Origin of the sequence: Sphingobium sp. TKS, from assembly GCF_001563265.1 — a bacterium.
In the GTDB taxonomy this organism is placed as follows: Bacteria; Pseudomonadota; Alphaproteobacteria; order Sphingomonadales; family Sphingomonadaceae; genus Sphingobium.
The window spans coordinates 176,418-199,104 of record NZ_CP005083.1 but is presented as its reverse complement, the minus strand read 5'-3'; the positions used below and the strand labels follow the sequence as shown (position 1 = coordinate 199,104).

The following is a 22,687-nucleotide window of genomic DNA, read 5'->3' as shown; positions in this document are numbered from 1 at the left end:
GCTTCGCGCTGCTTTCCGTGAAGCGTATCGTGCTCCTGCGAAGGCAGGAGCCCAGTTCCACCGTCTGATCTGGGCTCCTGCCTTCGCAGGAGCACGTATCGCTTGGCAGACCTAACCCCTAGCCCCGCCCCAATATCTCCCGCGCACGCGGCGCCAGGCGCTCCGCCGCCGCGGCATGAATCCCCGGCGCGGCGCATAACAACCCAAAGGCGGTGGGCTGCGGCCGGTTGAAGGAAAAGGGATTGCTGAGCGCATCGGTGACGATCGCCCCCGCCTCCTCAGCGATCAACGCCGCAGCGGCGACATCCCATTCATTGCCCCAGCGAACCGTCGCGACCAGATCGGCCTCGTCCGCCGCGACCATCGCCATGCGCAGCGCGATGCTGTTGGGCTTGTCGACGGTGACGAGATCGCGGTCATAGCGGGGAAGCTGATCGGCGGGTACGCGTGAACCCGGCAGCAGGGCACGCGAGCCCGCTTGCAAGATACGCCCGTTGCGGGTCGCCCCCGCGCCCGCCTGCGCGATCCACAGCTCATTGCGGGCAGGCGCCGCCAATATGCCGAAGCGCACCGCACCATGCTCCACCAGCGCCACCGACACCGCCCAGCCAGGCCGCCCGCGCAGATAGTCACGCGTGCCGTCGATCGGATCGACCACCCAGACGCGGGGCAGGTCGAGCCGGTGCACGGTATCCGCCGTCTCCTCCGACAGCCAACCCGCCGACGGATCGATCGCATAGAGCCGCTCGCGCAGCATCGCGTCCAGTTCCAGATCGGCTTCGCACACTGGATGGCCGGGAACCTTCTCCCACTGGCGCACGCGCGTCTCCCCGCCCGCCCAGAGCGTCAGGGCACGGTCCGCCGCATCCGAAACGACGGCAACCACATCGCGCAAGGGGATGTCAGCCGCCGGCAACGGTCATCCCGTCGATGCGGATCGTCGGCACGTTCATGCCATAGCGGAAGACCAGGTCATCGGCCGGCACCAGCGCCCGGAACATGGCCTTCAAATTGCTGGCGATGGTGATTTCCGACACGGCCTGACCCACCACGCCATTTTCGATCAGGAAGCCCGCCGCGCCCCGGCTGTAATCGCCGGTCACGCCATTGACGCCCATGCCGATCAGTTCGGTGACGTAGAGGCCACGCTTCACATCCGCCATGAGTTCACCGGGCGAAACCGTCCCCGGCTCCATATGCACATTGGTGACGCCCGCGCCCGGCGCGCCGCTGCCGCCACGGCTGGCATGGCCGGTCGGCTCCAGCCCCAACTGCCGCGCCGAGGCGCTGTCCATCAGCCAGCCGGTCAGCACGCCCTTGTCGATCAGCGCGCGACGCTCGACCGGAAGGCCTTCCCCGTCGAAGGGCCGCGAACGCAGACCCCGCAGCCGCAGCGGATCGTCGATGATCGTGACACCCGAATCGAACAGCGCCTCGCCCAACGAGTCCAGCAGGAAGCTGGACCGCCGCGCGATCGCCGGGCCGACCATGCCGCCGATCAAGTGACCGACCAGGCTGGAGCCGATGCGCGGGTCGAAAATCACCGGCATCACGCCGCTTCCCACCTTCACCGGATTGAGCCGCGCCACCGCGCGATGCCCCGCCCGGGTGCCGACCGCATCGGCATCGTCCAGATCCTCGATATGGCGGACACTGTGGCTGGCATGGTCGCGCTGCATGTCGGCGCCGGTCCCGGCCAGCACGCTCGCCCAGGTCGAATGACTCGTCCCCGCATAGGCTCCGGCAAAGCCATGGCTGGTGGCGAGCGCCATCTGGCTCCGCCCGGTCGCCGCGCCGCCGCCCTCGCTGTTGGTGACGCCCGGCACAGCACGCGCCGCTTCCTCCGCGATCATGGCGCGTGCCCTGAGGTCCGCCGGTTCCGGCTCGAACGGATCGGCCAGGTCCAGCGCGGGCAGCGCCTCCTTCAGCAACCGGTCTTCGGGAGCCAGCCCGGCATAGGGATCCTCCGGCGCCTGCCCCGCCATGGCGATGCAGCGGTCGACCAAAGTCGCCAGCGTCGCCGGATTCATGTCCGACGCCGAAATGCTCGCTGAGCGGCGGCCGATGAACACGCGCAGGCCGATTTCCTCGCCCTCCGACCGTTCCACATCCTCCAGCGCGCCCAGCCGCACCGACACATTGGTCGACGCGTTGCAGGCATAGATGGCGTCGGCCGCATCCGCACCTGCCCGGCGCGCCGCCGTCACCAGATCCTGCGCGCGAGACTGGGCTTCTTCTAGGCTGAGCATGGGCTGTGTCGTTTCCTGTAATGGGGCATGCAGGGCGAATGGGCGGCCTTACGCGCTTGGCTCACGGTCGGCAACCTGCCCATCCAGCCAGTGCTTCAGCAAATGCCAGGCCACCGCCATCGGCGGCGGCGCGACGAAGGGCGCGCCTTCCTCTTCGGCCATCGCAGCCCGAACCCCCTCCGCATCGCACCAGAAGGCATGCTCGATCTCATTTTCGTCGATCTTCAGCGCATCGTCATCCGCCTGCGCCATGCAGGCGATCATCAGCGAGGAGGGGAAGGGCCAGGGCTGGCTGGTCACATAGCGCACCTTATGGGTGGCGACGCCCGCCTCCTCCTTGATCTCGCGAACGACCGCTTCCTCCAGCGTCTCGCCCGGCTCGACGAAGCCGGCCAGCGCCGAATAGCGCCCCGCCGGCCAGCTATGCTGCCGCCCGAGCAACACCCGCCCGCGATGCTCGGCCAGCATGATGACGACCGGATCGACGCGGGGAAAATGCTCGGCCTCGCAGGAACCGCAGCGGCGCGACCAGCCCGCCTTGACCGGGGCGGTGCGCTGCCCGCACACGGAACAGAAGCGGTGCCGCGCATGCCAGGCCAGCAGGCTGCGCGCCGTGCCGTAGAGGGCGACCTCATGTCCCGGCACCTCGCCCGCCAATGCCCGGCTGCGCGGCGTGGCGAAGAAGCTGTCCGGCGCATCCGCGAGCAGCTCCGCGAAGATCGGCCGCTGCCGCTCATCCACGCCCAGCAGCGCATGATGCTCGATCCAGGCATCGTCGGGCAGCGGCTCCATCACCAGATGGCCACCCTCGACCACTGGCTCCAGTCCCTCCAGCACGACACGGCGGGCCAGCGGAGAGGCAAAGGCCTCCGCCAGCAGGGCAGGATTGCTGCGGATATGATCGACCCGGTCCAACCGCCCCCCGCCAAAGGCCACAAGCTGCGATTCCGGGGCATTAGAGCCGTGCATCGTCCATCCTCTCCTTCATCGCCACTTCGGCGGCGCGGGCGAAAAGAGTCGGCAGGCCCGCCTTCCCGATTTCGGCCACCGGCCACCATTCACCCTCGCCGGGTGGGGTCACGTCCTGCCCGACATGGGCATGGTGGACCGTCAATGCGAGGGAGAAATGCGTAAAAACATGCGCCACCGGCTCCGCCGCCTGCCGCCAGCGGGCGGATAGCGGCGGCCTGGCATCGGGCGCGTCGTTCCATTCGGAGGAAGGCAGCGCGCGCATGCCGCCCAACATCCCCTTATCGGGCCGCCGCACCAGCCAGACATGTCCGTCCGGCCGCTCGATCCACCAGCCATGGCCCAGCCGATGCGGCTTGGCCTTTTTCGCGGCCTTGACCGGAAAAGCGGCAGGATCGGCGGTCCGGAAAGCCGCGCAATCCTCCCGCAAGGGGCAAATCCCGCAAGCGGGATTGCGCGCCGTACAGATGGTCGCGCCCAGATCCATCATCGCCTGCGCAAAGTCCCCGGCGCGCAGATCGGGCGTGATGCTGTCGGTCGCCGCCCGAATCTCCGGGCGTGCCGCAGGCAGAGGCGTCGCGATGGCAAAGAGCCGGGCCACCACCCGCTCGACATTGGCGTCGACCACCACGGCGCGCCGCCCGAAGGCGATCGCCGCCACCGCCGCCGCCGTATAAGCCCCCACGCCCGGCAGGGCGCGCAGTCCGTCCTCGGTATCGGGAAACACCCCGCCATGCTCGCCCGCCACCGCCCGCGCACAGGCCAGCAGATTACGGGCGCGGGCATAATAGCCCAGCCCCGCCCAGGCGGCCATGACCTCGGCATCCTCCTCCGCCGCCAGGGCCGCCACATCAGGCCAGCGATCCGTGAACTTCGCGAAATAAGGCCCGACCGCCGCCACCGTCGTCTGCTGGAGCATCACCTCCGACAGCCACACCCGATAGGGATCGGCGGCATTGGCCCCCGGCGCCGCGCGCCAGGGCAGCCTGCGCGCATGGACGTCATAATGGGCGAGCAAATCGGATGCTATTTTCTGGATGTTACCCTCGACGCGCATGGCGCCCCTATGCCATTAAGCGAGGCATGACGGAACGCCCCGCGACTCCCAAAATGAAAAGCCGCAAGGAACAGGCGGAGGAACGCCCGCGCATCGGCGCCCCGCGCCGGATCGCGGACCTGATGCCCGCCATCGGCGCCGCCGCCTTCCGCAAATTCGGCTTCGTCCAGTCCAGCATCGTTACCCGCTGGGCGGAGATCGTCGGGCTCCATTATGCCGGGATCAGCGAACCCGAATCGATCCGCTTCCCGGCGGGCAAGAAAGCCGGGGGCACGTTGCAGCTCACCGTCATGAGCGGCCATGCGCCGATGATCCAGCATGTGCTGCCCGACATCATCGACCGGGTGAACCGCTTCTTCGGCTATGCCGCCGTCGCCAAGGTCTCAATGAAGCAGGGCATGACCCAGCCCCGCGAGCCGGAACGCCGCCCGCCGCCGCGCAACCTCAAGCCCATTCCGGTGGAACTGGGCGATTCGCTCCGCGACATTGGCGATCCCGAACTGCGCGCCGTGTTGGAATCGTTGGCGCAGGGGCTTGCCAATTCCAATGGTTTGCCCAAGATCAGCTGAGTTCGAGGTGCCGGGACGCGTCGGCGCACATCGCACCTCGATTCGATCCATCCTCAGCCGTGACAGGGGCGGCGTTTCACTGGACCACCGCATGACGAAACTCAGATTGCTGTTGCTCACTTTGCTCGCCATCCCCGCGACCCTCATCGCTGCCCCCGCCGCCAATTGGCTGAATCAGATCGTCCTGTCCCCGATCGGCGGCCATGTGCTGGGCAATCCCGCCGCGCCGACCAAGTTGGTCGAATATGTGAGCTACACCTGCTCCCACTGCGCCCATTTCGTGGGCGAGGCCAGCGAACCGCTGCGGGCCAATTATGTGAAGGGCGGCAAGATGAGCGTCGAAGTCCGCAACGCCGTGCGCGACAGATATGACCTGACCGCCGCCCTGCTCGCCCGCTGCGGCGGTCCGAAGCGTTTCTTCGGCAATCACGAAGCGCTGTTCGCCAATCAGGACGCCTGGATGGAAAAGCTGATGGCCTATGAAAAGGACGCGACCAAGCCGACCGAACAAAAGGCTGCCCTGCGCGACATCGGCCAGAAGACCGGACTCTACGCCCTGATGGCGAAGCGCGGCTACAAGCCCGCACAGCTCGACGCCTGCATCAACGATCCCGCGTCGATGAAGCAGATCCTCGCCATGACCGACGAAGCCTGGAACAAGGTGCAGATCACCGGCACGCCCGCGTTCACGGTGAACGGCACGTTGGTTCACGGTTCCGACTGGACGCGGTTGCAGGCGGCATTGCCCTGATCTAAACGTGCACGATAACGCCCGACAAACGGAGCCAAAATAACGTGAAAGCCCTTTCCGGACTTGCTCTCATCGCCCTTAGCCTGACCATCGCCGCCTGCGGCAAGAAGGATGCGGGCAGCGCCACCTCCGCCGAACCGGTCGCCGCCGTCGCCGCGCCGGCAGGCACCAAATGGTCCGAAACCATTGCCGCCACGCCCGAAGGCCATTTCGTCATGGGCAATCCCAATGCGAAGGTGAAGCTGATCGAATATGGCTCCTACACCTGCTCGCACTGCCGCGATTTCGCCGCTGAATCGGCCGAAGAGATCAAGCAGATCGTCGACAGCGGCAAGATGAGCTTCGAATTCCGCAATTATGTGCGCGACCCGATCGACATTTCGACGGCGCTGCTGGCACGCTGCGGCGGCAAGGACATCTTCTATCCGCTGTCCGAACAGTTTTTCGGCAACCAGAACGCCATGTTCGAAAAGGCGCAGGCGCTGGGCGACGAAAAATACAAGGCGCTGATGAGCGCGCCCCCGGCCCAGCGCTTCGGCCAGTTGGCCGCCGCCGTCGGCCTGGTCGATTTCGCCAAGCAGCGCGGCATAGCTGAGGATCAGGCGAAGCAATGCCTGGCCGACACCGCCGCCGCCGAAAAGCTGGCCAAGGGCGTGGAAGAGGCGAACCAGCAATATAAGATCGAAGGCACGCCGACCTTCATCCTGAACGGCGTGATGGTCGAAAACACCGCCGCCTGGCCAGCACTGCGCACCAAACTCAAGGAAGCGGGACTCTAAGTCAGGGATTTGGGATTGAATAAGAGGGGGCTGACATCATCGATGCGGGTTTCCGCTAAAGTGATTTCAAGCCAGATGGCAACATCTGGCGGCTCGGAAATCACGGGCAACATGCTGGCCCCGAAAGGGGCCAGCCGCGGGGCGGCTTTGCGCTGCCCTGATCTTGCACGATGCAGATAAGGCGCCTCAAACTTTCCGGCTTCAAGAGCTTCGTCGACCCGACGGAACTGCGCATCGAACCCGGCCTCACCGGCATTGTCGGGCCGAATGGCTGCGGCAAGTCGAACCTGCTCGAAGCGATCCGCTGGGTCATGGGCGAATCCAGCGCCAAGTCGATGCGCGGCGGCGGCATGGAGGATGTGATCTTCGCGGGCACCTCCACCCGCCCCCAGCGCGATTTCGCTGAAGTCTCGTTGCTCACCATCCAGGAACAGGGCGAACTGTTCAACGCGGTCGAAGTCGCGGCTGACGGCGAGTTGGAAGTCACCCGCCGCATCGAACGCGGCGCGGGCAGCGCCTACAGAGCCAATGGCCGCGACGTCCGCGCCAAGGACGTGTCGCTGATCTTCGCGGATGCCGCCACCGGGCCACATAGTCCAGCTCTGGTCAGCCAGGGCCGCATCGCCGCCGTCATCGCCGCCCGCCCGCAGGAACGCCGCGCCATGCTGGAGGAAGCGGCGGGCATTTCCGGCCTCCACGTCCGCCGCAAGGATGCCGAGCAGAAGCTGCGCGCCGCCGAAGCCAACCTCATGCGGCTGGACGAAATCCTATCGGACATGGACGCCCGCGCCAACAGCCTGCGCCGTCAGGCCAAGGCGGCAGAGCGCTATATCCGCCTGTCCGAACAGATCCGCATTGCCGAAGCGCGGGTGATCTTTGCCCGTTGGCGCGAAGCAGCCGCCAGCGCCGATGCCGCTCGCGCCGAGGCGAAGCAGGCCGAAACCGCCGTCGCCGCCGCGCAGGAAGCCCAGCAGGCTGCCGCCGTCCACGCCAATGCCGCCGTCGAAGCGCTTGCCGCAAAACGCGCCGCCGCCCAGACCGCCCGCGATGCCGCCAGCGAGGCGGGCCACAAGCTTACCGCCCTGCGCACCGAACGCGACGGCGTGGTCCGCCGCCTCCACGACCTTGCCCAGCAGGCCGCCCGTCTGGAAGAGGACCGGGAGCGGGAAGGCACGCTCGCCAATGACGCGGCCGAAGCGATCGCCCGCCTCACCGACGAAATCACCGTGCTGAAAGGCCGCATCGCGGAAACCGAAGCGATGCGCCCCGATTTCGCCGGCCGCATCGCCCGCGCCGAGGACGCCGCCCGCGACGCCGAACTCGATCTGGCGAAAGCCATGGCCAAGCAGGCTGGCGAGCAGGCGGAACTGCGCGTTGCCGACGCAGCCCTCGCCGCCGCGCGCGGCCGCCTGGACCGTGCGGTCCGCGAAGCCCAGCGCCTCGAATCCGAGGCCGCCGCCCTACCCGATGCCGCCCCGCTGGAAGAGAAGCGCACCGAAGCACTCACCGCCCAACAACAAGCCGGCGCCGACCGTGACGCAGCAGAAGCCGCGATCCGCACCGCCGAAACCACTCGCGCCGAAGCCGCCGAAGCCCGCGCCACCGCCGAAGCCGCGCTTGCCTCCGCCCGCGCCGGGCTCGCCGCGCTGGACAGCGAAGCCTCTGCCCTAAAACGGGCGGTGGAAAGCGGCACCGGCAACCGCAGCCGCGCACTCGACCAGCTCAAAGCCGCCCCCGGCTATGAACGCGCCCTGGCCGCCGCGCTGGGCGACGATCTGGAAGCCCCTATCGCCACCACAGGCAAACGCCGCTGGGCAGGCGCCGCCCCGCTCGACAGCGATCCCGCACTGCCCGCGGGCTGCACGGCGCTGTCCACCCATGTGACCGCGCCGCCGGAACTTGCCCGCCGCCTTGCGCAGGTCGCGGTCACGGACAGTGACGAAGGCCATCCCCTCGCCGTAGGCCAACGGATCGTCACCAAGGACGGCCAGCTCCGCCGCTGGGACGGCTATCTCGCCATCGAAGGCGGCGCAGCCGCCGCCGAGCGCCTGATTCGCATCAACCGCCTCGACGCCATCGCCGCCGCCCGTCCCGCCATTGAGGCCGAGGTCGATGCCGGCCGCATGGCGCAGGACTCTGCCGCCGCCTGCGAGCGCGAAGCAGCCCAGACCCTTGCCACCGGCCGTACGCAACTCTCCAATGCCGACCAGCGCCTGCGCACCGCCCTGCGCGCCGCCGACGAAGCCGCGACCGCGCTCGAACGCCTATCCGGCCGCCGCGAAGCGATTGAGGAACGGCTGGCCGAAGCCCGCGCCGACCTCGACGCCGCTGAAGCCGAACACGACAAGGCACAAGTCGCCCGCGCCGCCATGCCGGACGGAGAGGAAACCCGCACCCTCGCCACCACGCTGCAACAGGCCAGCGAAAAGGCCCGCCTTGCCGTCAGCCAGCTTCAGGCCGACCAGGCGCTGGCCGACCGCGCTCTGGCCAGCGACCGCGAACGCATGGCCGCCGCCGATGCCGAGGCCAAGGGCTGGCGCGCCCGCGCAGGCGAAGCCGCCAAGCGCATCGCCGCCATGGTCGACCGTAACGAGGCCATCGCCCAGGAACGCGCCGACATTGCGGAGCAGCCGGACCAGCTCGCCGCCGCCATCGCGACGCTTGGCGAACAAGGCGACGCACTGACCCAAGCCGCCGACACCGCCCGCCGCGAGGAAAGCGAAGCCGAAGCCGCCCTGCGCACCGCCGAGCAGCGCGCCGCCCAAGCTGGCGAAACCCTCGCCGGATGCCGCGAAGCCCGCGCCACCGCCGTCGCCCGCGCCGAAGCGGCTGACGAAAAGCGCGTCGAAACCAACCGCCTTTCGGGCGAACGCTTCGAATGCCCACCCCCGGTCCTGCCGGAGAAATTGGGCTTCGCCAGCGCCGACATCCGCATCGCACAGACCGAACAGGCCGAGCATGACCGCCTCGTTACCGAGCGCGAACGCATCGGCCCGGTCAACCTCGTCGCCGCGCAGGAACTGGAGGAACTGGAAGCGACCCAGGCCAACAGCCGCGCCGAAAGCGAGGAACTGAGCCAGGCCATCAACCGCCTGCGCGGTTCCATCGGCAGTTTGAACCGCGAGGGCCGCCAGCGCCTGCTCGCCGCGTTCGAGGCGGTGGACGGCCATTTCCGCCGCCTCTTCACCACCCTCTTCAACGGCGGCCAAGCGCATCTGGAACTGATCGACAGCGACGATCCCTTGGAAGCGGGGCTGGAGATCATGGCCCAGCCGCCGGGCAAGAAGCTGGCCGCGCTCACCCTGCTCTCTGGCGGCGAACAAGCGCTCACCGCCGTCGCGCTGATCTTCGGCCTGTTCCTGACGAACCCCGCCCCGATCTGCGTGCTGGACGAAGTCGACGCCCCGCTGGACGACGCTAATGTGGAGCGCTTCTGCGATCTGCTCGACGTGATGGTGGGGCAGACCGACACGCGCTATCTGATCGTCAGCCACAATGCGGTGACGATGGCCCGCATGCACCGCCTGTTCGGCGTGACGATGGTGGAGCGAGGGGTGAGCCGCCTCGTCTCGGTGAATTTGGGCGGGGCTGAGGCGCTGCTGGCGGCGGAGTAAAGCTACGTGCTCCTGCCTTCGCAGGAGCACCCACCATTATCCGGTTTACCCGCGCTCCATCCATCCGCGCATCCGCCGGAATAATCCCCTCTCGGCAATCGGCTCCAACATCTCGCCCGGTCCCTCGGGGTCCAGCACCTCATTGTCCGCCAGCCATGCCTGTACATCGCTCAGATCCGGCGTCACATAGGGCCGCAAGGTCCGCCCCGCCTTGTCCCGCAACTGCTCGATCGCCGCAATCAAGCCGCGCTCGGCAATCACCGCCGCCACCCGCTCGACCGGCAAATCCAGATGCTCGGCTACAAGATCGTCGCGAATCCCCCGGATCGCATCCTCCCGCCCCGCATTGGCCGGCAGCGCCGCATCGATCGTCACGTCGCATTCGGTATCCAGCCGCATCGAGCGGTTGTTCATATTGGACGACCCGACCCGCAGCACCCGATCATCGACGATCAGCACCTTGGCATGGACATAGATCGGCTCCCCTCGCGCGGTGAAAGGATGGTAGAGCCGGAAGCGCCCATATGCATCCCGCGCCTTCAACGCCTCGAACAGCCGCGCTCGCGCCGTGTCCATCGCCTGCTGCTCCAGCCAGCCATCGGCCTGATCGGGGTTCACGATGACGATTTCCGGCCCGTCTTCCTCGCCCAGCCGTGCCGCGATCGCCTCGGCAATACGGCGGGACGCGAAATACTGACTCTCCGCGTAAATATATCGTCGGGCCGACGCGATCTGGTTCACATATAGCCGCTCGATCTCGAAGAGCGGCTCCTGATCCTCCATCTCCGGGGCGGAGCGGGAAATGGCGACGTCGACATCCTCGAACTGCACCGGCAGCGCATCGGGCCAACAATCCTCCACGCCCTCGACCGGCGCGAGTTCCTCGCCGCCCGCGCCTTTCCACCGCGCCCGCGCATGGTCACCCAGCGCCGCCGCGACCGGCCCCTGCAAGGCCGTCGTCGCATCATGCCACGGCCCATAGGCCGACCCGTCCGGATGCCGCCGTCCCGGATCGTCGTCGCGGTGATGCCGCGTGTCCCAGCGGTCCGCCGTCATGTCGATCCCGCCACAAAAGGCGAAGCAATCGTCGATCACCACGATCTTCTGATGATGCGAAGCCGCCGTCGGATGATGGCTGTCCAGCTTCACGGTGATGCGCGAATTGGCCATCCACCGGACGGTGGTGAACAGGTTCGACGGCCGCACCATCGACTTCATCGCCCCCACGTCCCAGCGCAGCAGGAAGATTTCCAGCTCCGGCGTCCGTTCCACCAGCCAGCTTATGAAATCCCCGATGACCACGGGCGCGCCATCGGCCGCCTCATCCTCACGAATCAGGCTGATCGCGGCGTCGAAGTCCCAGCCGATCAGCATGATCCGCTTCTTCGCCTTCATCATCGCCGCGCGGGCGTGGCGGAAATAGGCATCCGCATCGACGATCACGCTCGCCTTCGAGGCGCGCTCGATGCGCCAGCAATCCTCTCCCGGCCGGGGGGCGCTCATGCGCTGCCTACCACCAGGCAGCCAAGGAACATCAGCAGCCCGGCAAAGCGATTGGACCGGAATTTCGCCAGGGGATCGACGCCATCCTCCTTCAAAGTCGCCACCTGCCAGCCCAGATGCGCCGCCATCGGCAGCAGCGCCAGCAACGCCAGCCCCTGCGGCCGGACCTGCCAGATCGCACTCCCCCACAACGCCAAGGCCAGCGCATAGCAAAGCGTCACCCCCCCCCGCACATGGCTGCCCATCGACAGGGCGCTCGATCCGATGCCGATCAGCGCGTCATCCTCCCGGTCCTGCAACGCATAGATGGTGTCGTAGCCCACCACCCAGAAGATGCAGCCGCCATAGAGCAATAGTCCCGGTACGGTGAGAGTCCCCGCCACCTCGGTCCACCCGACCAGCGCGGCCCAGGAAAAGACCAGCCCCAGCCATATTTGCGGCCATCCGCTAATCCGCTTCATGAAGGGATAGGCCGCCACCAGCGCCAGCGACCCAAGCGCCACGAGCTGCGCATGAAGATGCAGTTGCAGCAGCACCACCAGCCCGACCAGACAGAGCGCCGACAGCCAGGCCCAGGCGGTCTTCAGCGACACCGCCCCGCTCGCCAAAGGCCGCGAAGCCGTCCGCGCCACCTGACGGTCCAGATCGCGGTCTACGATATCGTTGAACACGCATCCGGCCCCACGCATGGCGACGCTGCCCAGCAGCAACCACAGGATCAGCGGCCAATGCGCCCAGCCCTCCCCTGCCAACGCCACCGCCCAGGCGCCCGGCCAGAACAGCAACCACCAGCCGATCGGCCGGTCGAACCGCGCCAGCAAGGCCAGAGCACGCGGAACATCGGGCAGGCGCGCAACCAAACCACGCGCTTCGCTGTCGGGGACGATCGTCTGATTCACACCAACTCCGTTCGGGCCAAAGCTTGTCGAAGCCCTCCCCTTCTCTTTAGGGAAGAACGTCGCGCCGACAAGCGCGTCCCAAATGGAAGAGACAAAATGACCGCAACCCCCGCCTGGCCGCCACAAAGCGCCCCGCGCCTCCACGTAGAGACCCCGTTGGGCGAGGGCGTCGCCGTGCCGGTCGACGGCAATCCGGCCCATTATCTCATCAGCGTGATGCGGGTGAAGGCGGACGATATCGTCCTGCTGTTCGACGGCCGCTCGGGCGAATGGGCGGCGAAAGCCCGCGACATCCGCAAACGAGACCTGGTGCTGGAGGTCATCAGCCAGACCAGGCCACCCGAAGCCGTCCCTGATTTCTGGCTCTGCTGCGCGCCGATCAAGAAGGGCCGCATCGACCTGATCGCGGAAAAGGCCTGCGAACTGGGCGTGGCGCGGCTGCAACCCGTGCTCACCCGCCGCGCCGTGGTGGACAAGCTGAACCTCGACCGCCTCCACGCCCATCTGGTCGAGGCCGCCGAACAATGCGGGCGCACCGCCCTCCCCGACCTCCATGAAATGACAAAGCTCGACGCGCTGCTCAGGGATTGGCCCGGCGACCGCTGGCTGTTCTTCGCGGACGAAACCGGCGGCGAACCGCTGGCGGATACGCTGAAAGCCCATGCCGGCCCCGCCGCTTTCCTGATCGGCCCCGAAGGCGGCTTCGACCCCGCCGAACGCGATGCGATCCGCGCCCACCCCAAATCCGTGCCCGTTTCGCTTGGCCCCCGCATCCTGCGCGCCGAAACCGCCGCCATCGCCGCGACCACGGCCTGGATGACGATAAACGGCGACTGGAAATGACCTGCTTTCGGGTTTCATTCCGCAATGGGATTGAAGCCGTCATCAACGCAGCCTATTTGAGCGCCGAACGTTGCGCCTTTGCCGCAACCGGGGGATAGATTAAGGCGGGGCATGAGCACCAGAACAGACTCAGGGGGCGACGATCCCATCATCGAGAGCCGCGACCAGTTGATCGCGGCCTTCGCCAAGGGCGCCAAGCCCAAGGATCGCTGGCGCATCGGCACCGAGCATGAGAAATTCGTCTATAGCCGCAAGGATCATCACGCCCCCAGCTATGACGAGCGGGGCGGCATCCACACGCTGCTGATCGGGCTCACCCGCTATGGCTGGAATCCGGTGTTCGAGGGCGAGAATATCATCGCCCTTTCCGGCACCGACGGCACGATCAGCCTGGAACCGGCGGGGCAGCTCGAACTGTCGGGCGCGCCGCTGGAAAATCTGCACCAGACCTGCGCGGAAACCAGCCGCCATCTGGAACAGGTGAAATATGTGGGCGACATGCTGGGCCTGGGTTTCCTGGGCCTGGGCATGTGGCCGGACAAGACGCGCGAAGAGCTGCCCATCATGCCCAAGGGCCGCTACGACATCATGCTGCGCCACATGCCGCGCGTGGGGTCGATGGGCCTCGACATGATGCTGCGCACCTGCACCATCCAGACCAACCTCGACTATGGCAGCGAGGCGGACATGGTGAAGAAGTTCCGCGTCTCCCTGGCCCTCCAGCCGCTGGCGACCGCGCTGTTCGCCAACTCCCCCTTCACGGAAGGGCGGCCCAACGGCTTCCTCTCCTACCGCAGCCATATCTGGTCGGACACCGACCCCGGCCGCACCGGCATGCTGCCCTTCGTGTTCGAGGACGGCTTCGGCTATGAACGCTATGCCGACTATGCGCTCGATGTGCCGATGTATTTCGTCTATCGCGACGGCGGCTATATCGACGCCGCGGGCCACAGCTTCCGCGATTTCCTTGAAGGCAAGCTGGCCGTCCTTCCCGGCGAAAAGCCGACGGAGAAGGATTGGGAAGACCATCTCTCCACCGCCTTCCCCGAAGTGCGGATGAAGAGCTTCCTCGAAATGCGCGGCGCGGACGGCGGCCCCTGGAACCGCATCTGCGCGCTGCCCGCTTTGTGGGTCGGCCTGCTCTATGATGAAGGCGCGCTCGACGCTGCCTGGGATCTGGTCAAGGACTGGAGCATGGAGGAACGGCAGGTTCTGCGCGATTCCGTGCCGAAACTGGCCCTCGACGCCCCCATCGCAGGCGGGCGCAAGCTGCGCGACATAGCAGGCGAAGTCCTCAACATCGCCCGTAGCGGCCTTTCCGCCCGCGCCCGGCTCAATGCCTCAGGCGACAACGAAACCGGCTATCTCGCCCCGCTGGACGAGATCGTGGCGTCGGGCCAGACCCACGCCGAACGCCTGCTCGCCCGCTATCATGGCGAATGGCAAGGCGACCTCAGCAAAATCTACGCCGAAGAAAGCTTCTGACGATTTTATCCTTCTCCCTTGATGGGAGAAGGATAAAACGCCTTATGAATGAGGGTGTTGCGTAACGCTCACTCCGCAGGCTGAACCCCGCCTCCCTGCCGAACCTTCCGCCCCACGACCCAGGCAAAAAACCGCGGCACCGCGCCGTTCCGTTCCATCCAGTCACTATAGGCCCGATACTCCGCATCCGCCCGCAGATGCGCCTCCTCGGTCTTCGCGCGCCAAAAATAGACCGCATTGGTCACCGCCAGCAGCGCCGAGTTCCGCACGACATCGGTCAAACTTCCCGACACGCTCAGAAACGGCAGCGCGGAAAACCACCAGAAGAGATTTTTCGACAGATAGGCCGGATGCCGCGTCCAGCGATAAGGGCCGTGCGTCAAAATCCCCCGATGCGTCAGGTTGGAAAAGCGCAACCCGAAAGCCACCGTCGCCCAGGCATAGACAGCGGTCAGCAACACCAACCATCCGCCCAGAATCCATTGCAAGACGCCATGCCCCTGCGTCCAGACATCCCACTCCGCCCCGCCCGCATGATAATCGAGCGGCCCGCCATTCCCCATCAGCACGAAGGGGGGGTAGCAGATCAGCGCCGCCACCCACCCGGCCAGCAGCGGATTGGCCGTGCGGATATGCGAATCCAGCGGCTTCAACGTCAGCAAATAGCCCACGGTCGCCATACAGACGTCGATCATGAACATGACTGCGATCAGGAACCCGGCCAAAGCCACCGGATGGCTGAAGGCGTCCTCGATCCGCCATTCCACCACGCTGGCGAAATTGCCCGGCACGATCGACAGCATGAAGGCCAGGAAAAAGCCCTTCACCGCCCAGGCCCGCGCATGATGGGCGACCTCGACGCGATCCGGCACCCCCGCCGCCCCACCGATCACCCATTGGCCGAAGGCGTAACTCGCATCCTTGGGCTCGACCAGCCGCCGGTCCAGCCAGATCACATAAGGCGCCGACGCCGCCAGCAACCAGGGCGCCGCCCCCCTGAACAGATCCATGGAAAAGCGGTAATCCCCGCTCCAATACCAACGGGCAACGCAATAAAAGACCGCGATGGCGAGCCATGTCGCCCACAATCCCGCGATCTTGACGATGCTGACGTCCAGCACCGACCGCCAGGGCCGCGCCGGCGCGGTCCAGTCGATCCCGGTCGATGCGCGCCGATGCACCTTGTCGACCAGCAGCGACCACAGCACCATCGGCACGCCACAGGCCGCCACGGCGGCAAAGCCCGCATTCGGCCCATTCATCCCATAATGCCGCGCCACCAGCGTCCAAAGCCCCAATCCCACCAGCCCGGCTATGCCGACGCCGTGGCTGACGGCGGATTTCGGACAGGGATCGGCATTGTCGCTCATGCCGCCGCGTTAGCGAAAATTGGTAAACAACCCCCGAAGGTCCGGATTGGGGTGGAAGGTGGACCTTCCGTTTCCGTTTGCCCTGAGCTTGTCGAAGGGCTCTGCTGAGCGAAGGCGAAGCATGGGAGCCTCGCTCCGCTCGGCTGAGGGCTTCGACTTGCCGAAGGCAAGTTTATCCTGAGCGCCTGCCTTGGCAGGCAGACGAAGGGCTCAGCCCGAACGGATATCACGCGTCAGCAATTGGCCAAAACCCTCTTCCGGTGCCCCCGATTACCCCCCTCCGAGCACATTGATCGTGAACGCCAATATCCCCAGGTTGAACACGAACGCCGCCAGACAATGGAACAGCGCCGTCTGCCGCATCCCCCGATTCGTCACCGCCACGTCGGACGTCTGGAACGTCATCCCCAGCGTGAAGGCGAAATAGAGGAAATCCCAATAGCCCGGCTCCCGCGTATCGGGGAAATCCAGCCCGCCGCTATCCCCGCCCTTTTCGCCGGCCAGATAGAAGATATGCGCATAGTGCATCGCATAGACGAGGTTGGAAAACAGCCAGGCCAGCGCCAGCGTCCCCAGCAGCAACGCAATCACTGGCCCCTTCGGCCCGCCATGCTGGCTGACCGCGACACCCACGGCGATCAGGATCACCACCGAAACGATCGCGGTCAGCAGCAGCATCAATTGCCGGTTCGCGTCATTGTCCGCCGCCTTGCGCCGCATCGAATCCGGATCGGCGTCGAACAATGGCCATGCGGACAGAATGAACGCCAGCGCCGCGACGTCGAATCCCGCCATCACCGCCTCATGCCAGGGCAGCAGGAACCCGAACGGCGCCATGCTCGCCAGCAGGGTCAGGAACATGCCATAACGCCAGGGGAAGATTTGCGACCGGATCATGCCGCGCATCAAAGGCATAATCGGCGCCCCGCACAAGCCGCTTTATATCACCGCCGCGATCAGCCCCAGCGCCTGCGCCTCATTCGCCTCCAGATACCAGTTTTCGGGCGCGCGCGTCCGCAGCTCCTCCATCGACACCCGCGATCCCAGGATCAGGTTCGCAAAGCCTTCATTCTGGATCGCGATCGACGCCTCGATCTCATGCAGCGTCGCCTTGAGCGAGGCGATGCAGGTCGATAGCGGTCCTTCCAGATGGATGTCCCGCGTGATGATCCGCTCATGGATCATCAGCCGCGTTCCCCGCGCCAGATAGCGGTTTTCCGCGGCGAAGAAGCCCATGAAGGTCACGCCCGCCGAATAGACCGCCGTCTTGCCCAGAAACACCAGCCGCCGGTCTGGATAGAGGTCGGAATGAAAGCGGATATCCTCCCCCATCATCCGCGCAATCTCCGGATCGCCGCCCAGGGTGGCGATCTCCACCACCACCAGTCCCTGCTGCGGCGCCGACGACAGGCAGTTGCGGAAATGCAGATACATGCCGTGATCGACAATGCCCGACAGCATGATCGCGGGATATTCGAAATCCTTGGGGTCCAGCAGCGGCGCCTGCATCGACATGAAAAACGGTTCCTTTTGGCATATCCCCGCCGCTGCTCTACGCATGGGTCCGCAAATGGTGCCGTCCCCCATCGCTTTTGACTGGCGCGGCGCGGGAGAGGCCCGTAAGGAACAGATCATGACCAAAGGGCGGGGCGCATGATCGCAAAACTCAAGGGACGGCTGGACAGCACCGGCCTGGACCATGCCATCATCGATGTGGGCGGGGTCGGCTATCTGGTCGGCGCCTCCTCCCGCACGCTCGCCGCGCTGGGGCCGGTGGGGGAGGCGGTGACGATCCACACCGAAATGCTGGTGTCGGCCGATGCGATCCGCCTCGTCGGCTTCGCCCGGGCGGAGGAACGCGACTGGTTCCGCCTGCTGACCGGCGTGCAGGGCGTGGGTTCGCGGGTGGCGCTGGCCATCCTCTCCGCGCTCGAACCGGCGGAATTGCATCGCGCCGTGGCGACCGGGGACAAGGCGATGATCGCGCGGGCCAATGGCGTCGGCCCCAAGCTCGCCCAGCGCATCGCCAATGAGTTGAAGGACAAGATCGGCGCAGTGCCCATGCCCACCGGCGCGGTCGGCGGGGGATTTGCGGTCGTGCCGACCGGCGGCCATGGCGCCGATGCAATCTCCGCGCTGCAGAATCTGGGCTTCAGGCCCGCCGAAGCCAGCAGCGCCGTCGCCTCCGCCGAAGAGGAACTGGGCGAAGACGCCTCGCTTGACGCTCTGGTCCGCCTCGCTCTCAGGAAAGCGGCGAAATGAGCGAAGACCGCCTGATCTCCTCCACGCGTCGCATCGAAGATGCCGACGCCGCGTTGCGCCCCAAGTCGCTGGCCGAATTCATCGGCCAGCAGGCGGCGCGCGAAAATCTGCGCATCTTCATCGAGGCCGCCAAGGGGCGCGGCGAAGCGCTGGACCATGTGCTCTTCTTCGGCCCGCCCGGCCTGGGCAAGACGACGCTGGCGCAGATCGTCGCCCGCGAAATGGGTGTGGGGTTCCGCGCCACATCCGGTCCGGTGATCGCCAAATCGGGCGATCTGGCCGCGCTGCTCACCAATCTGGACGAGGGCGACGTCCTCTTCGTCGATGAGATTCACCGGCTCAATCCGGCTGTCGAGGAAGTGCTCTACCCCGCCATGGAGGACCGGGCGCTCGACCTGATGATCGGGGAAGGCCCCTCCGCCCGCTCGGTGCGGATCGACCTGCCGCCTTTCACCCTGGTCGGCGCGACCACGCGGCAAGGCCTGCTGACGACGCCCTTGCGCGACCGCTTCGGCATTCCGGTGCGGCTGCAATTCTACACCGTCGACGAGCTGGAACTGGTCGTGCGGCGTGCGGCGCGGCTGCTCGACCTCGCCATCACCTCCGACGGCGCGGTGGAGATCGCCCGGCGATCGCGGGGCACGCCGCGCATTTCCGGGCGGCTGCTGCGGCGGGTGCGCGATTTCGCCAATGTGGCGGGGGCGCCAGCCGTGGACGCCAGGGTGGCCGACGCCGCGCTGACCCGGCTGGAGGTCGACCATCTCGGCCTCGACCTGATGGACCGGCGCTATCTGATGATGATCGCGGACATCTACCGCGGCGGGCCGGTGGGCGTCGAAACGCTGGCGGCGGGCCTTTCCGAAGCCCGCGACACGATCGAGGAAGTGATCGAGCCTTTTCTCATCCAGCTCGGCCTGATCGCCCGTACCGCACGGGGGCGCTGCCTGAATGGGCCCGGCTGGAAGCATCTGGGGCTGAACCCGCCGTCCAATGTTCAGGATGGATTGTTCGATTAGGATAGGTCGACGGAGATGGCCGCTAGCTGCCATTGAGCGAATCCGTGTTCCTGCGAAGGCAGGAACCCAGTTCTGCCCCTGGTGGATCATCGCACCTTAGGATCTGGGCTCCTGCCTTCGCAGGAGCACGATGTGCTTCAAGAAAAGCAGCGCTAGGCAGACCGTCCCCTATCCACCCTATTTCCATCCTGAATCAATCCGCCCACACCCCAAAGCGAATCTCAGGAAATCCGCTAAAAATCATGGCCGTTACGGCTTGGCGCGGTTATAGCCTGCCGATCGGGCGAAGAAGCGCGCCGGAGACGCGCCGCGAGTGAGGAGATGCCGTTTTGAGGGCGATCGAGCGTTTTCCCAATCTGGTGACCATGTTCTTTGCCCGGGCCAGGGCGATGGGCGACGCGCCCTTCCTCTGGCGCAAGGTGGCGGGCCAATGGCAATCGCTGAGCTGGACCGAGGTCGCCCATGACATCGCCTCGCTCGCCAGCGCGTTGCAGGCGCAAGGGTTGAAACCGGGCGACCCGGTGATGCTGGTCAGCGAGAACCGGCCGGAATTCTGCATCGCGGACCTCGCCATCATGGCGGCGGGCTGCGTCACGGTGCCGACCTACACCACCAACACCACGCGCGATCACCAGCATATCCTGACCGACAGCGGCGCCCGCGCCGTCATCGTCTCCACCGCGAAGCTGGCGCAGAATCTGATGCCCGCCGTGCTGCGGTCGCAGGCGAGCTTCGTCATCGGCATGGAGCCGCTGCGGGGCGCGCAGGGCAGCGTCGCCTGCCATGTGTGGAGCGACCTGATCGCCCATTATCCCACCGACATCGACGCCTGCGCCGCCAGCCAGACGGCGGGGCGCGACGATCTGGCCTGCATCATCTACACCAGCGGCACGGGCGGCGCCCCTCGCGGGGTGATGCAGCATCATGGCTCCATCCTCTGCAATATCGAGGGGGCAGGCCGGCTGCTGGAGGAGGATTTCGGATGGGGCGAGGAGGTGTTCCTCTCCTTCCTTCCCCTCTCCCACGCCTATGAGCATAGCGGCGGCCAGTTCATGCCGATCATGCTGGCGGGGCAGATCTATTATGCGGAGGGGCTGGAAAAGCTGGCCAGCAATATCGAGGAAACGCGCCCGACCATCATGGTCGTCGTCCCCCGCCTGTTCGAAGTGCTGCGCACCCGCATCATCAAGTCGATCGAGAAGCAGGGCAAATTCCCCGCCTATCTGCTGGGTCAGGCGCTGCGCATCGCGGCGAAGGAACAGCGCGGACAGAAATCGCTGCTCGACCTGCCTATGAAGGCGCTGCTGTCCCACACGCTCAAGCCCAAGATCGCGACGCGCTTCGGCGGGCGGATGAAGGCGCTGGTGTCGGGCGGCGCCCCGCTCAACCCCGATGTCGGCCTGTTCTTCGATGCGATGGGACTGACGCTGCTCCAGGGCTATGGCCAGACCGAGGCCGGGCCGGTGATCAGTTGCAACCGCCCCCGCGCCGGGATTGCGATGGATACGGTCGGCCCGCCACTCGACGGCGTCGAAGTACGGATCGCGGAGGATGGCGAGATTCTCGTGCGCGGCGAACTGGTGATGCACGGCTATTGGCGCAATCCGGCGGAAACGGAGAAGGCGCTGCAAAATGGCTGGCTGCACACCGGCGACATTGGCGAGATCGACGCCAAGGGCCGCATCCGCATCACCGATCGCAAGAAGGATCTGATCGTCAACGACAAGGGCGACAATGTCTCGCCCCAGAAGGTGGAAGGGATACTGACGCTCCAGCCGGAGATCGGGCAGGCGATGGTCTATGGCGACCGCCGTCCGCATCTGGTGGGGCTGCTGGTGCCCGATGCCGAATGGACGCGGGAATGGGCGCAGGCGCAGGGATGCAGCGTCGACGGGATCGGCAACGATCCGGCCTATCAGGCGGCGCTGCGCGGGGCGGTCGACCGGGTGAATGACGATCTGTCCGTGATCGAGCGGGTGCGGCGCTTCATCCTGGCAGACGAACCCTTCACCATCGACAATAGCGAGATGACGCCGTCGATGAAGATCCGCCGTCATGTCATCCGCGCCCGCTATCAGGAACGGCTGGACGCGCTGTACAAGGGGTGAGCCTTATTTGCCCGGCGATCGATAGGGCGTGAAGTCCCCCAGCGCGCAATTTCCCGTCACCATGCCCGTCGTCAGGTCCGCGCTGGTCGCCATGTCGCCGCGGCAATATTGCGATCCCCAGGTCTTGATGATCAGCGTGTCGCCCCGCGACAGGCCGGAACAACTGCCGATCAGATCGTTGCGATAGACCAGCCGCCCGCTCACCCGATAGAGCAGCACGCTGTTGCTGATCGCCGTCAGATTGGCCTGCGATACGCGATTGACGCAGCTCGTCTTTTCGCCCGCCACCTTGCCGGCCAGAGCGCGTTCCAATTCGCTGGTCTGCTTTTCGGTCAGCTTGGGCGGCTCATAGCTGCCGGAGCAGCCCGCCAGCAGCAGCGGCCCCAGACATAGCCCGGAGCGCAACATCCAAGAGCGCATGACACCTCTCCTCATTCGTCCCCGCTTCCAAGACGATGGAACGGCGCGAAAACCGTCACGCCGCATCCTTGGCCGCGCGCCGTTCGGCCAGTTGCGCGACATTGCGGGCGCGCATGAAGACATTGGTCGCGCGCTCCTGCCCGATGCTGGTCGGCACCGTGGCCTCGCCCCGCGCCCGCGCCGCGTCGACCTCCGCCATACGGGCGCGCAAGGCCGCATTGTCCGGCTCCACCGTCAACGCGAAACGGCCATTGGATTGCGTATATTCATGCGCGCAATAGACCGCCGTATCGTCCGGCAAGGCCGCGAAGCGCTGCATATTGGCGAACATCTGAGCGGGCGTCCCCTCGAACAACCGGCCACAGCCCATGGCGAACAGCGTGTCCCCCACGAACAGCAGATGATCGTCCGCCAGATGATAGGCGATATGGCCGGCCGTATGAGCAGGCACCTCCAGCACCGCGGCCTGATGATGGCCGATGCGGACGCTGTCGCCCTCCCCCACCACACGGTCGAGCGTGCCGATCTTCTCAGCCTCGGCCGCCGGGCCGGTGATGGTGCAGCCGCCCCATGCCTCTGCCGCGGCTTCGATCGCCGCATTGCCGCCGACATGATCGCCATGCCAGTGCGTGTTCCAGATCTGGCCGATGGTCCAGCCCCTCAGCCTTGCCACCTCCAGCACGGGTTCCGCGACGGCGGGATCGACCGCCACCGTCTCCCCGCTGGCATCGTCGTGCAGCAGCCAGACATAATTGTCGTTGAGTACGGGGATGCGGACGACTTCCAGCATGAC

20 protein-coding genes are annotated in these 22,687 nt (G+C 66.3%); 9 read left to right on the top strand and 11 right to left on the bottom strand.

Going from position 1 to position 22,687, the window contains the following annotated elements:
* Positions 1 to 118: 118 nt before the first annotated feature.
* Genes K426_RS00980 through K426_RS00965 form a run of 4 tightly spaced genes read right to left on the bottom strand, consistent with a single transcriptional unit; the run spans position 119 to position 4,275 of the window.
* Positions 119 to 916 carry an inositol monophosphatase family protein gene (locus tag K426_RS00980; protein ID WP_066553155.1) on the bottom strand — a complete coding sequence of 266 codons (798 nt, stop codon included), beginning with the start codon at positions 914 to 916 and terminating at the stop codon, positions 119 to 121.
* Positions 903 to 2,249, bottom strand: a complete 1,347-nt coding sequence (locus tag K426_RS00975; RefSeq protein WP_066553152.1) for a TldD/PmbA family protein — start codon at positions 2,247 to 2,249, stop codon at positions 903 to 905. Before K426_RS00975 ends, K426_RS00980 begins: the two co-directional genes overlap by 14 nt.
* A gap of 48 nt (positions 2,250 to 2,297) precedes the next feature.
* Complete coding sequence (gene nudC, locus K426_RS00970; RefSeq protein WP_066553150.1) at positions 2,298 to 3,218, bottom strand: NAD(+) diphosphatase; 921 nt, start codon at positions 3,216 to 3,218, stop codon at positions 2,298 to 2,300.
* Positions 3,205 to 4,275, bottom strand: coding sequence for an A/G-specific adenine glycosylase (locus K426_RS00965; protein WP_066553147.1), 1,071 nt, complete (start codon positions 4,273 to 4,275; stop codon positions 3,205 to 3,207). Before K426_RS00965 ends, nudC begins: the two co-directional genes overlap by 14 nt.
* A 26-nt stretch (positions 4,276 to 4,301) precedes the next feature.
* On the opposite strand from K426_RS00965, the gene K426_RS00960 reads away from it, so the two are divergent.
* The 4 genes from K426_RS00960 to smc all read left to right on the top strand — a co-directional run bounded on the left by K426_RS00960 (position 4,302) and on the right by smc (position 9,988).
* Positions 4,302 to 4,844 (top strand): DUF721 domain-containing protein, encoded by a 543-nt coding sequence (locus tag K426_RS00960; RefSeq protein WP_066553145.1) that lies wholly within the window; start codon positions 4,302 to 4,304, stop codon positions 4,842 to 4,844.
* A 91-nt stretch (positions 4,845 to 4,935) separates the two neighbouring features.
* Positions 4,936 to 5,595, top strand: a complete 660-nt coding sequence (locus K426_RS00955; RefSeq protein WP_066553139.1) for a thioredoxin domain-containing protein — start codon at positions 4,936 to 4,938, stop codon at positions 5,593 to 5,595.
* Between the two features lie 44 nt (positions 5,596 to 5,639).
* On the top strand, positions 5,640 to 6,374 hold the full coding sequence (locus tag K426_RS00950; RefSeq protein WP_066553137.1) for a thioredoxin domain-containing protein: 735 nt from the start codon (positions 5,640 to 5,642) through the stop codon (positions 6,372 to 6,374).
* A 170-nt stretch (positions 6,375 to 6,544) separates the two neighbouring features.
* Positions 6,545 to 9,988: a chromosome segregation protein SMC gene (gene smc, locus K426_RS00945; RefSeq protein ID WP_066553135.1), complete on the top strand. Its 3,444-nt coding sequence runs from the start codon at positions 6,545 to 6,547 to the stop codon at positions 9,986 to 9,988.
* A gap of 45 nt (positions 9,989 to 10,033) precedes the next feature.
* Here smc and K426_RS00940 read toward each other — a convergent pair whose 3' ends face one another.
* Both K426_RS00940 and ubiA read right to left on the bottom strand, forming a co-directional pair.
* The gene (locus K426_RS00940) at positions 10,034 to 11,491 is read right to left on the bottom strand and encodes a phospholipase D-like domain-containing protein (protein WP_066553132.1); all 1,458 of its coding nucleotides are present in this window, start codon (positions 11,489 to 11,491) and stop codon (positions 10,034 to 10,036) included.
* The gene (ubiA, locus tag K426_RS00935) at positions 11,488 to 12,390 is read right to left on the bottom strand and encodes a 4-hydroxybenzoate octaprenyltransferase (protein ID WP_066553129.1); all 903 of its coding nucleotides are present in this window, start codon (positions 12,388 to 12,390) and stop codon (positions 11,488 to 11,490) included. The genes K426_RS00940 and ubiA overlap by 4 nt, the downstream gene beginning before the upstream one ends.
* Positions 12,391 to 12,486: 96 nt before the next feature.
* Here ubiA and K426_RS00930 point away from each other — a divergent pair, with 96 nt between their 5' ends.
* Entirely contained in the window at positions 12,487 to 13,233 is a 747-nt protein-coding gene (locus tag K426_RS00930) for a 16S rRNA (uracil(1498)-N(3))-methyltransferase (protein ID WP_066553126.1), read from the top strand.
* Positions 13,234 to 13,344: 111 nt separating this feature from the next.
* Positions 13,345 to 14,718, top strand: a complete 1,374-nt coding sequence (locus K426_RS00925) for a glutamate--cysteine ligase (RefSeq protein WP_066553124.1) — start codon at positions 13,345 to 13,347, stop codon at positions 14,716 to 14,718.
* 68 nt (positions 14,719 to 14,786) lie between these two features.
* Here the strand turns inward: K426_RS00925 and K426_RS00920 are convergent, their stop codons facing one another.
* The 3 genes from K426_RS00920 to K426_RS00910 form a co-directional block, all read right to left on the bottom strand.
* The gene (locus tag K426_RS00920; RefSeq protein ID WP_066553122.1) at positions 14,787 to 16,088 is read right to left on the bottom strand and encodes a methyltransferase family protein; all 1,302 of its coding nucleotides are present in this window, start codon (positions 16,086 to 16,088) and stop codon (positions 14,787 to 14,789) included.
* 270 nt (positions 16,089 to 16,358) lie between these two features.
* Positions 16,359 to 16,985, bottom strand: a complete 627-nt coding sequence (locus K426_RS00915) for a DUF1345 domain-containing protein (protein ID WP_066561234.1) — start codon at positions 16,983 to 16,985, stop codon at positions 16,359 to 16,361.
* Between the two features lie 42 nt (positions 16,986 to 17,027).
* Positions 17,028 to 17,603, bottom strand: a complete 576-nt coding sequence (locus K426_RS00910; RefSeq protein WP_066553115.1) for a peptidase S14 — start codon at positions 17,601 to 17,603, stop codon at positions 17,028 to 17,030.
* 138 nt (positions 17,604 to 17,741) lie between these two features.
* Between K426_RS00910 and ruvA the strand changes: the two genes are divergently transcribed.
* The 3 genes from ruvA to K426_RS00895 all read left to right on the top strand — a co-directional run bounded on the left by ruvA (position 17,742) and on the right by K426_RS00895 (position 21,474).
* On the top strand, positions 17,742 to 18,350 hold the full coding sequence (ruvA, locus tag K426_RS00905; protein ID WP_066553114.1) for a Holliday junction branch migration protein RuvA: 609 nt from the start codon (positions 17,742 to 17,744) through the stop codon (positions 18,348 to 18,350).
* A complete protein-coding gene (gene ruvB / locus K426_RS00900) occupies positions 18,347 to 19,366 on the top strand; it encodes a Holliday junction branch migration DNA helicase RuvB (RefSeq protein WP_066553112.1) in 1,020 nt (339 codons plus the stop codon). The genes ruvA and ruvB overlap by 4 nt, the downstream gene beginning before the upstream one ends.
* A gap of 329 nt (positions 19,367 to 19,695) precedes the next feature.
* On the top strand, positions 19,696 to 21,474 hold the full coding sequence (locus K426_RS00895; RefSeq protein ID WP_197672742.1) for an AMP-dependent synthetase/ligase: 1,779 nt from the start codon (positions 19,696 to 19,698) through the stop codon (positions 21,472 to 21,474).
* Between the two features lie 3 nt (positions 21,475 to 21,477).
* On the opposite strand, the gene K426_RS00890 is transcribed toward K426_RS00895, so the two are convergent.
* Both K426_RS00890 and gloB read right to left on the bottom strand, forming a co-directional pair.
* Positions 21,478 to 21,894 (bottom strand): hypothetical protein, encoded by a 417-nt coding sequence (locus K426_RS00890; RefSeq protein ID WP_066553109.1) that lies wholly within the window; start codon positions 21,892 to 21,894, stop codon positions 21,478 to 21,480.
* A 55-nt stretch (positions 21,895 to 21,949) separates the two neighbouring features.
* Positions 21,950 to 22,684, bottom strand: coding sequence for a hydroxyacylglutathione hydrolase (gene gloB, locus K426_RS00885; RefSeq protein ID WP_066553106.1), 735 nt, complete (start codon positions 22,682 to 22,684; stop codon positions 21,950 to 21,952).
* Positions 22,685 to 22,687: the final 3 nt, after the last annotated feature.

Coding starts and splice junctions, on each gene's coding strand:
- ruvA (WP_066553114.1), top strand. CDS start 17,742: ATGATCGCAAAACTCAAGGGACGGCTGGACAGCACCGGCCTGGACCAT.
- K426_RS00960 (WP_066553145.1), top strand. CDS start 4,302: ATGACGGAACGCCCCGCGACTCCCAAAATGAAAAGCCGCAAGGAACAG.
- K426_RS00955 (WP_066553139.1), top strand. CDS start 4,936: ATGACGAAACTCAGATTGCTGTTGCTCACTTTGCTCGCCATCCCCGCG.
- K426_RS00920 (WP_066553122.1), bottom strand. CDS start 16,088: ATGAGCGACAATGCCGATCCCTGTCCGAAATCCGCCGTCAGCCACGGC.
- K426_RS00915 (WP_066561234.1), bottom strand. CDS start 16,985: ATGATCCGGTCGCAAATCTTCCCCTGGCGTTATGGCATGTTCCTGACC.
- K426_RS00975 (WP_066553152.1), bottom strand. CDS start 2,249: ATGCTCAGCCTAGAAGAAGCCCAGTCTCGCGCGCAGGATCTGGTGACG.
- ruvB (WP_066553112.1), top strand. CDS start 18,347: ATGAGCGAAGACCGCCTGATCTCCTCCACGCGTCGCATCGAAGATGCC.
- K426_RS00930 (WP_066553126.1), top strand. CDS start 12,487: ATGACCGCAACCCCCGCCTGGCCGCCACAAAGCGCCCCGCGCCTCCAC.
- gloB (WP_066553106.1), bottom strand. CDS start 22,684: ATGCTGGAAGTCGTCCGCATCCCCGTACTCAACGACAATTATGTCTGG.
- smc (WP_066553135.1), top strand. CDS start 6,545: ATGCAGATAAGGCGCCTCAAACTTTCCGGCTTCAAGAGCTTCGTCGAC.
- nudC (WP_066553150.1), bottom strand. CDS start 3,218: ATGCACGGCTCTAATGCCCCGGAATCGCAGCTTGTGGCCTTTGGCGGG.
- K426_RS00890 (WP_066553109.1), bottom strand. CDS start 21,894: ATGCGCTCTTGGATGTTGCGCTCCGGGCTATGTCTGGGGCCGCTGCTG.
- K426_RS00940 (WP_066553132.1), bottom strand. CDS start 11,491: ATGAGCGCCCCCCGGCCGGGAGAGGATTGCTGGCGCATCGAGCGCGCC.
- K426_RS00965 (WP_066553147.1), bottom strand. CDS start 4,275: ATGCGCGTCGAGGGTAACATCCAGAAAATAGCATCCGATTTGCTCGCC.
- K426_RS00925 (WP_066553124.1), top strand. CDS start 13,345: ATGAGCACCAGAACAGACTCAGGGGGCGACGATCCCATCATCGAGAGC.
- K426_RS00910 (WP_066553115.1), bottom strand. CDS start 17,603: ATGTCGATGCAGGCGCCGCTGCTGGACCCCAAGGATTTCGAATATCCC.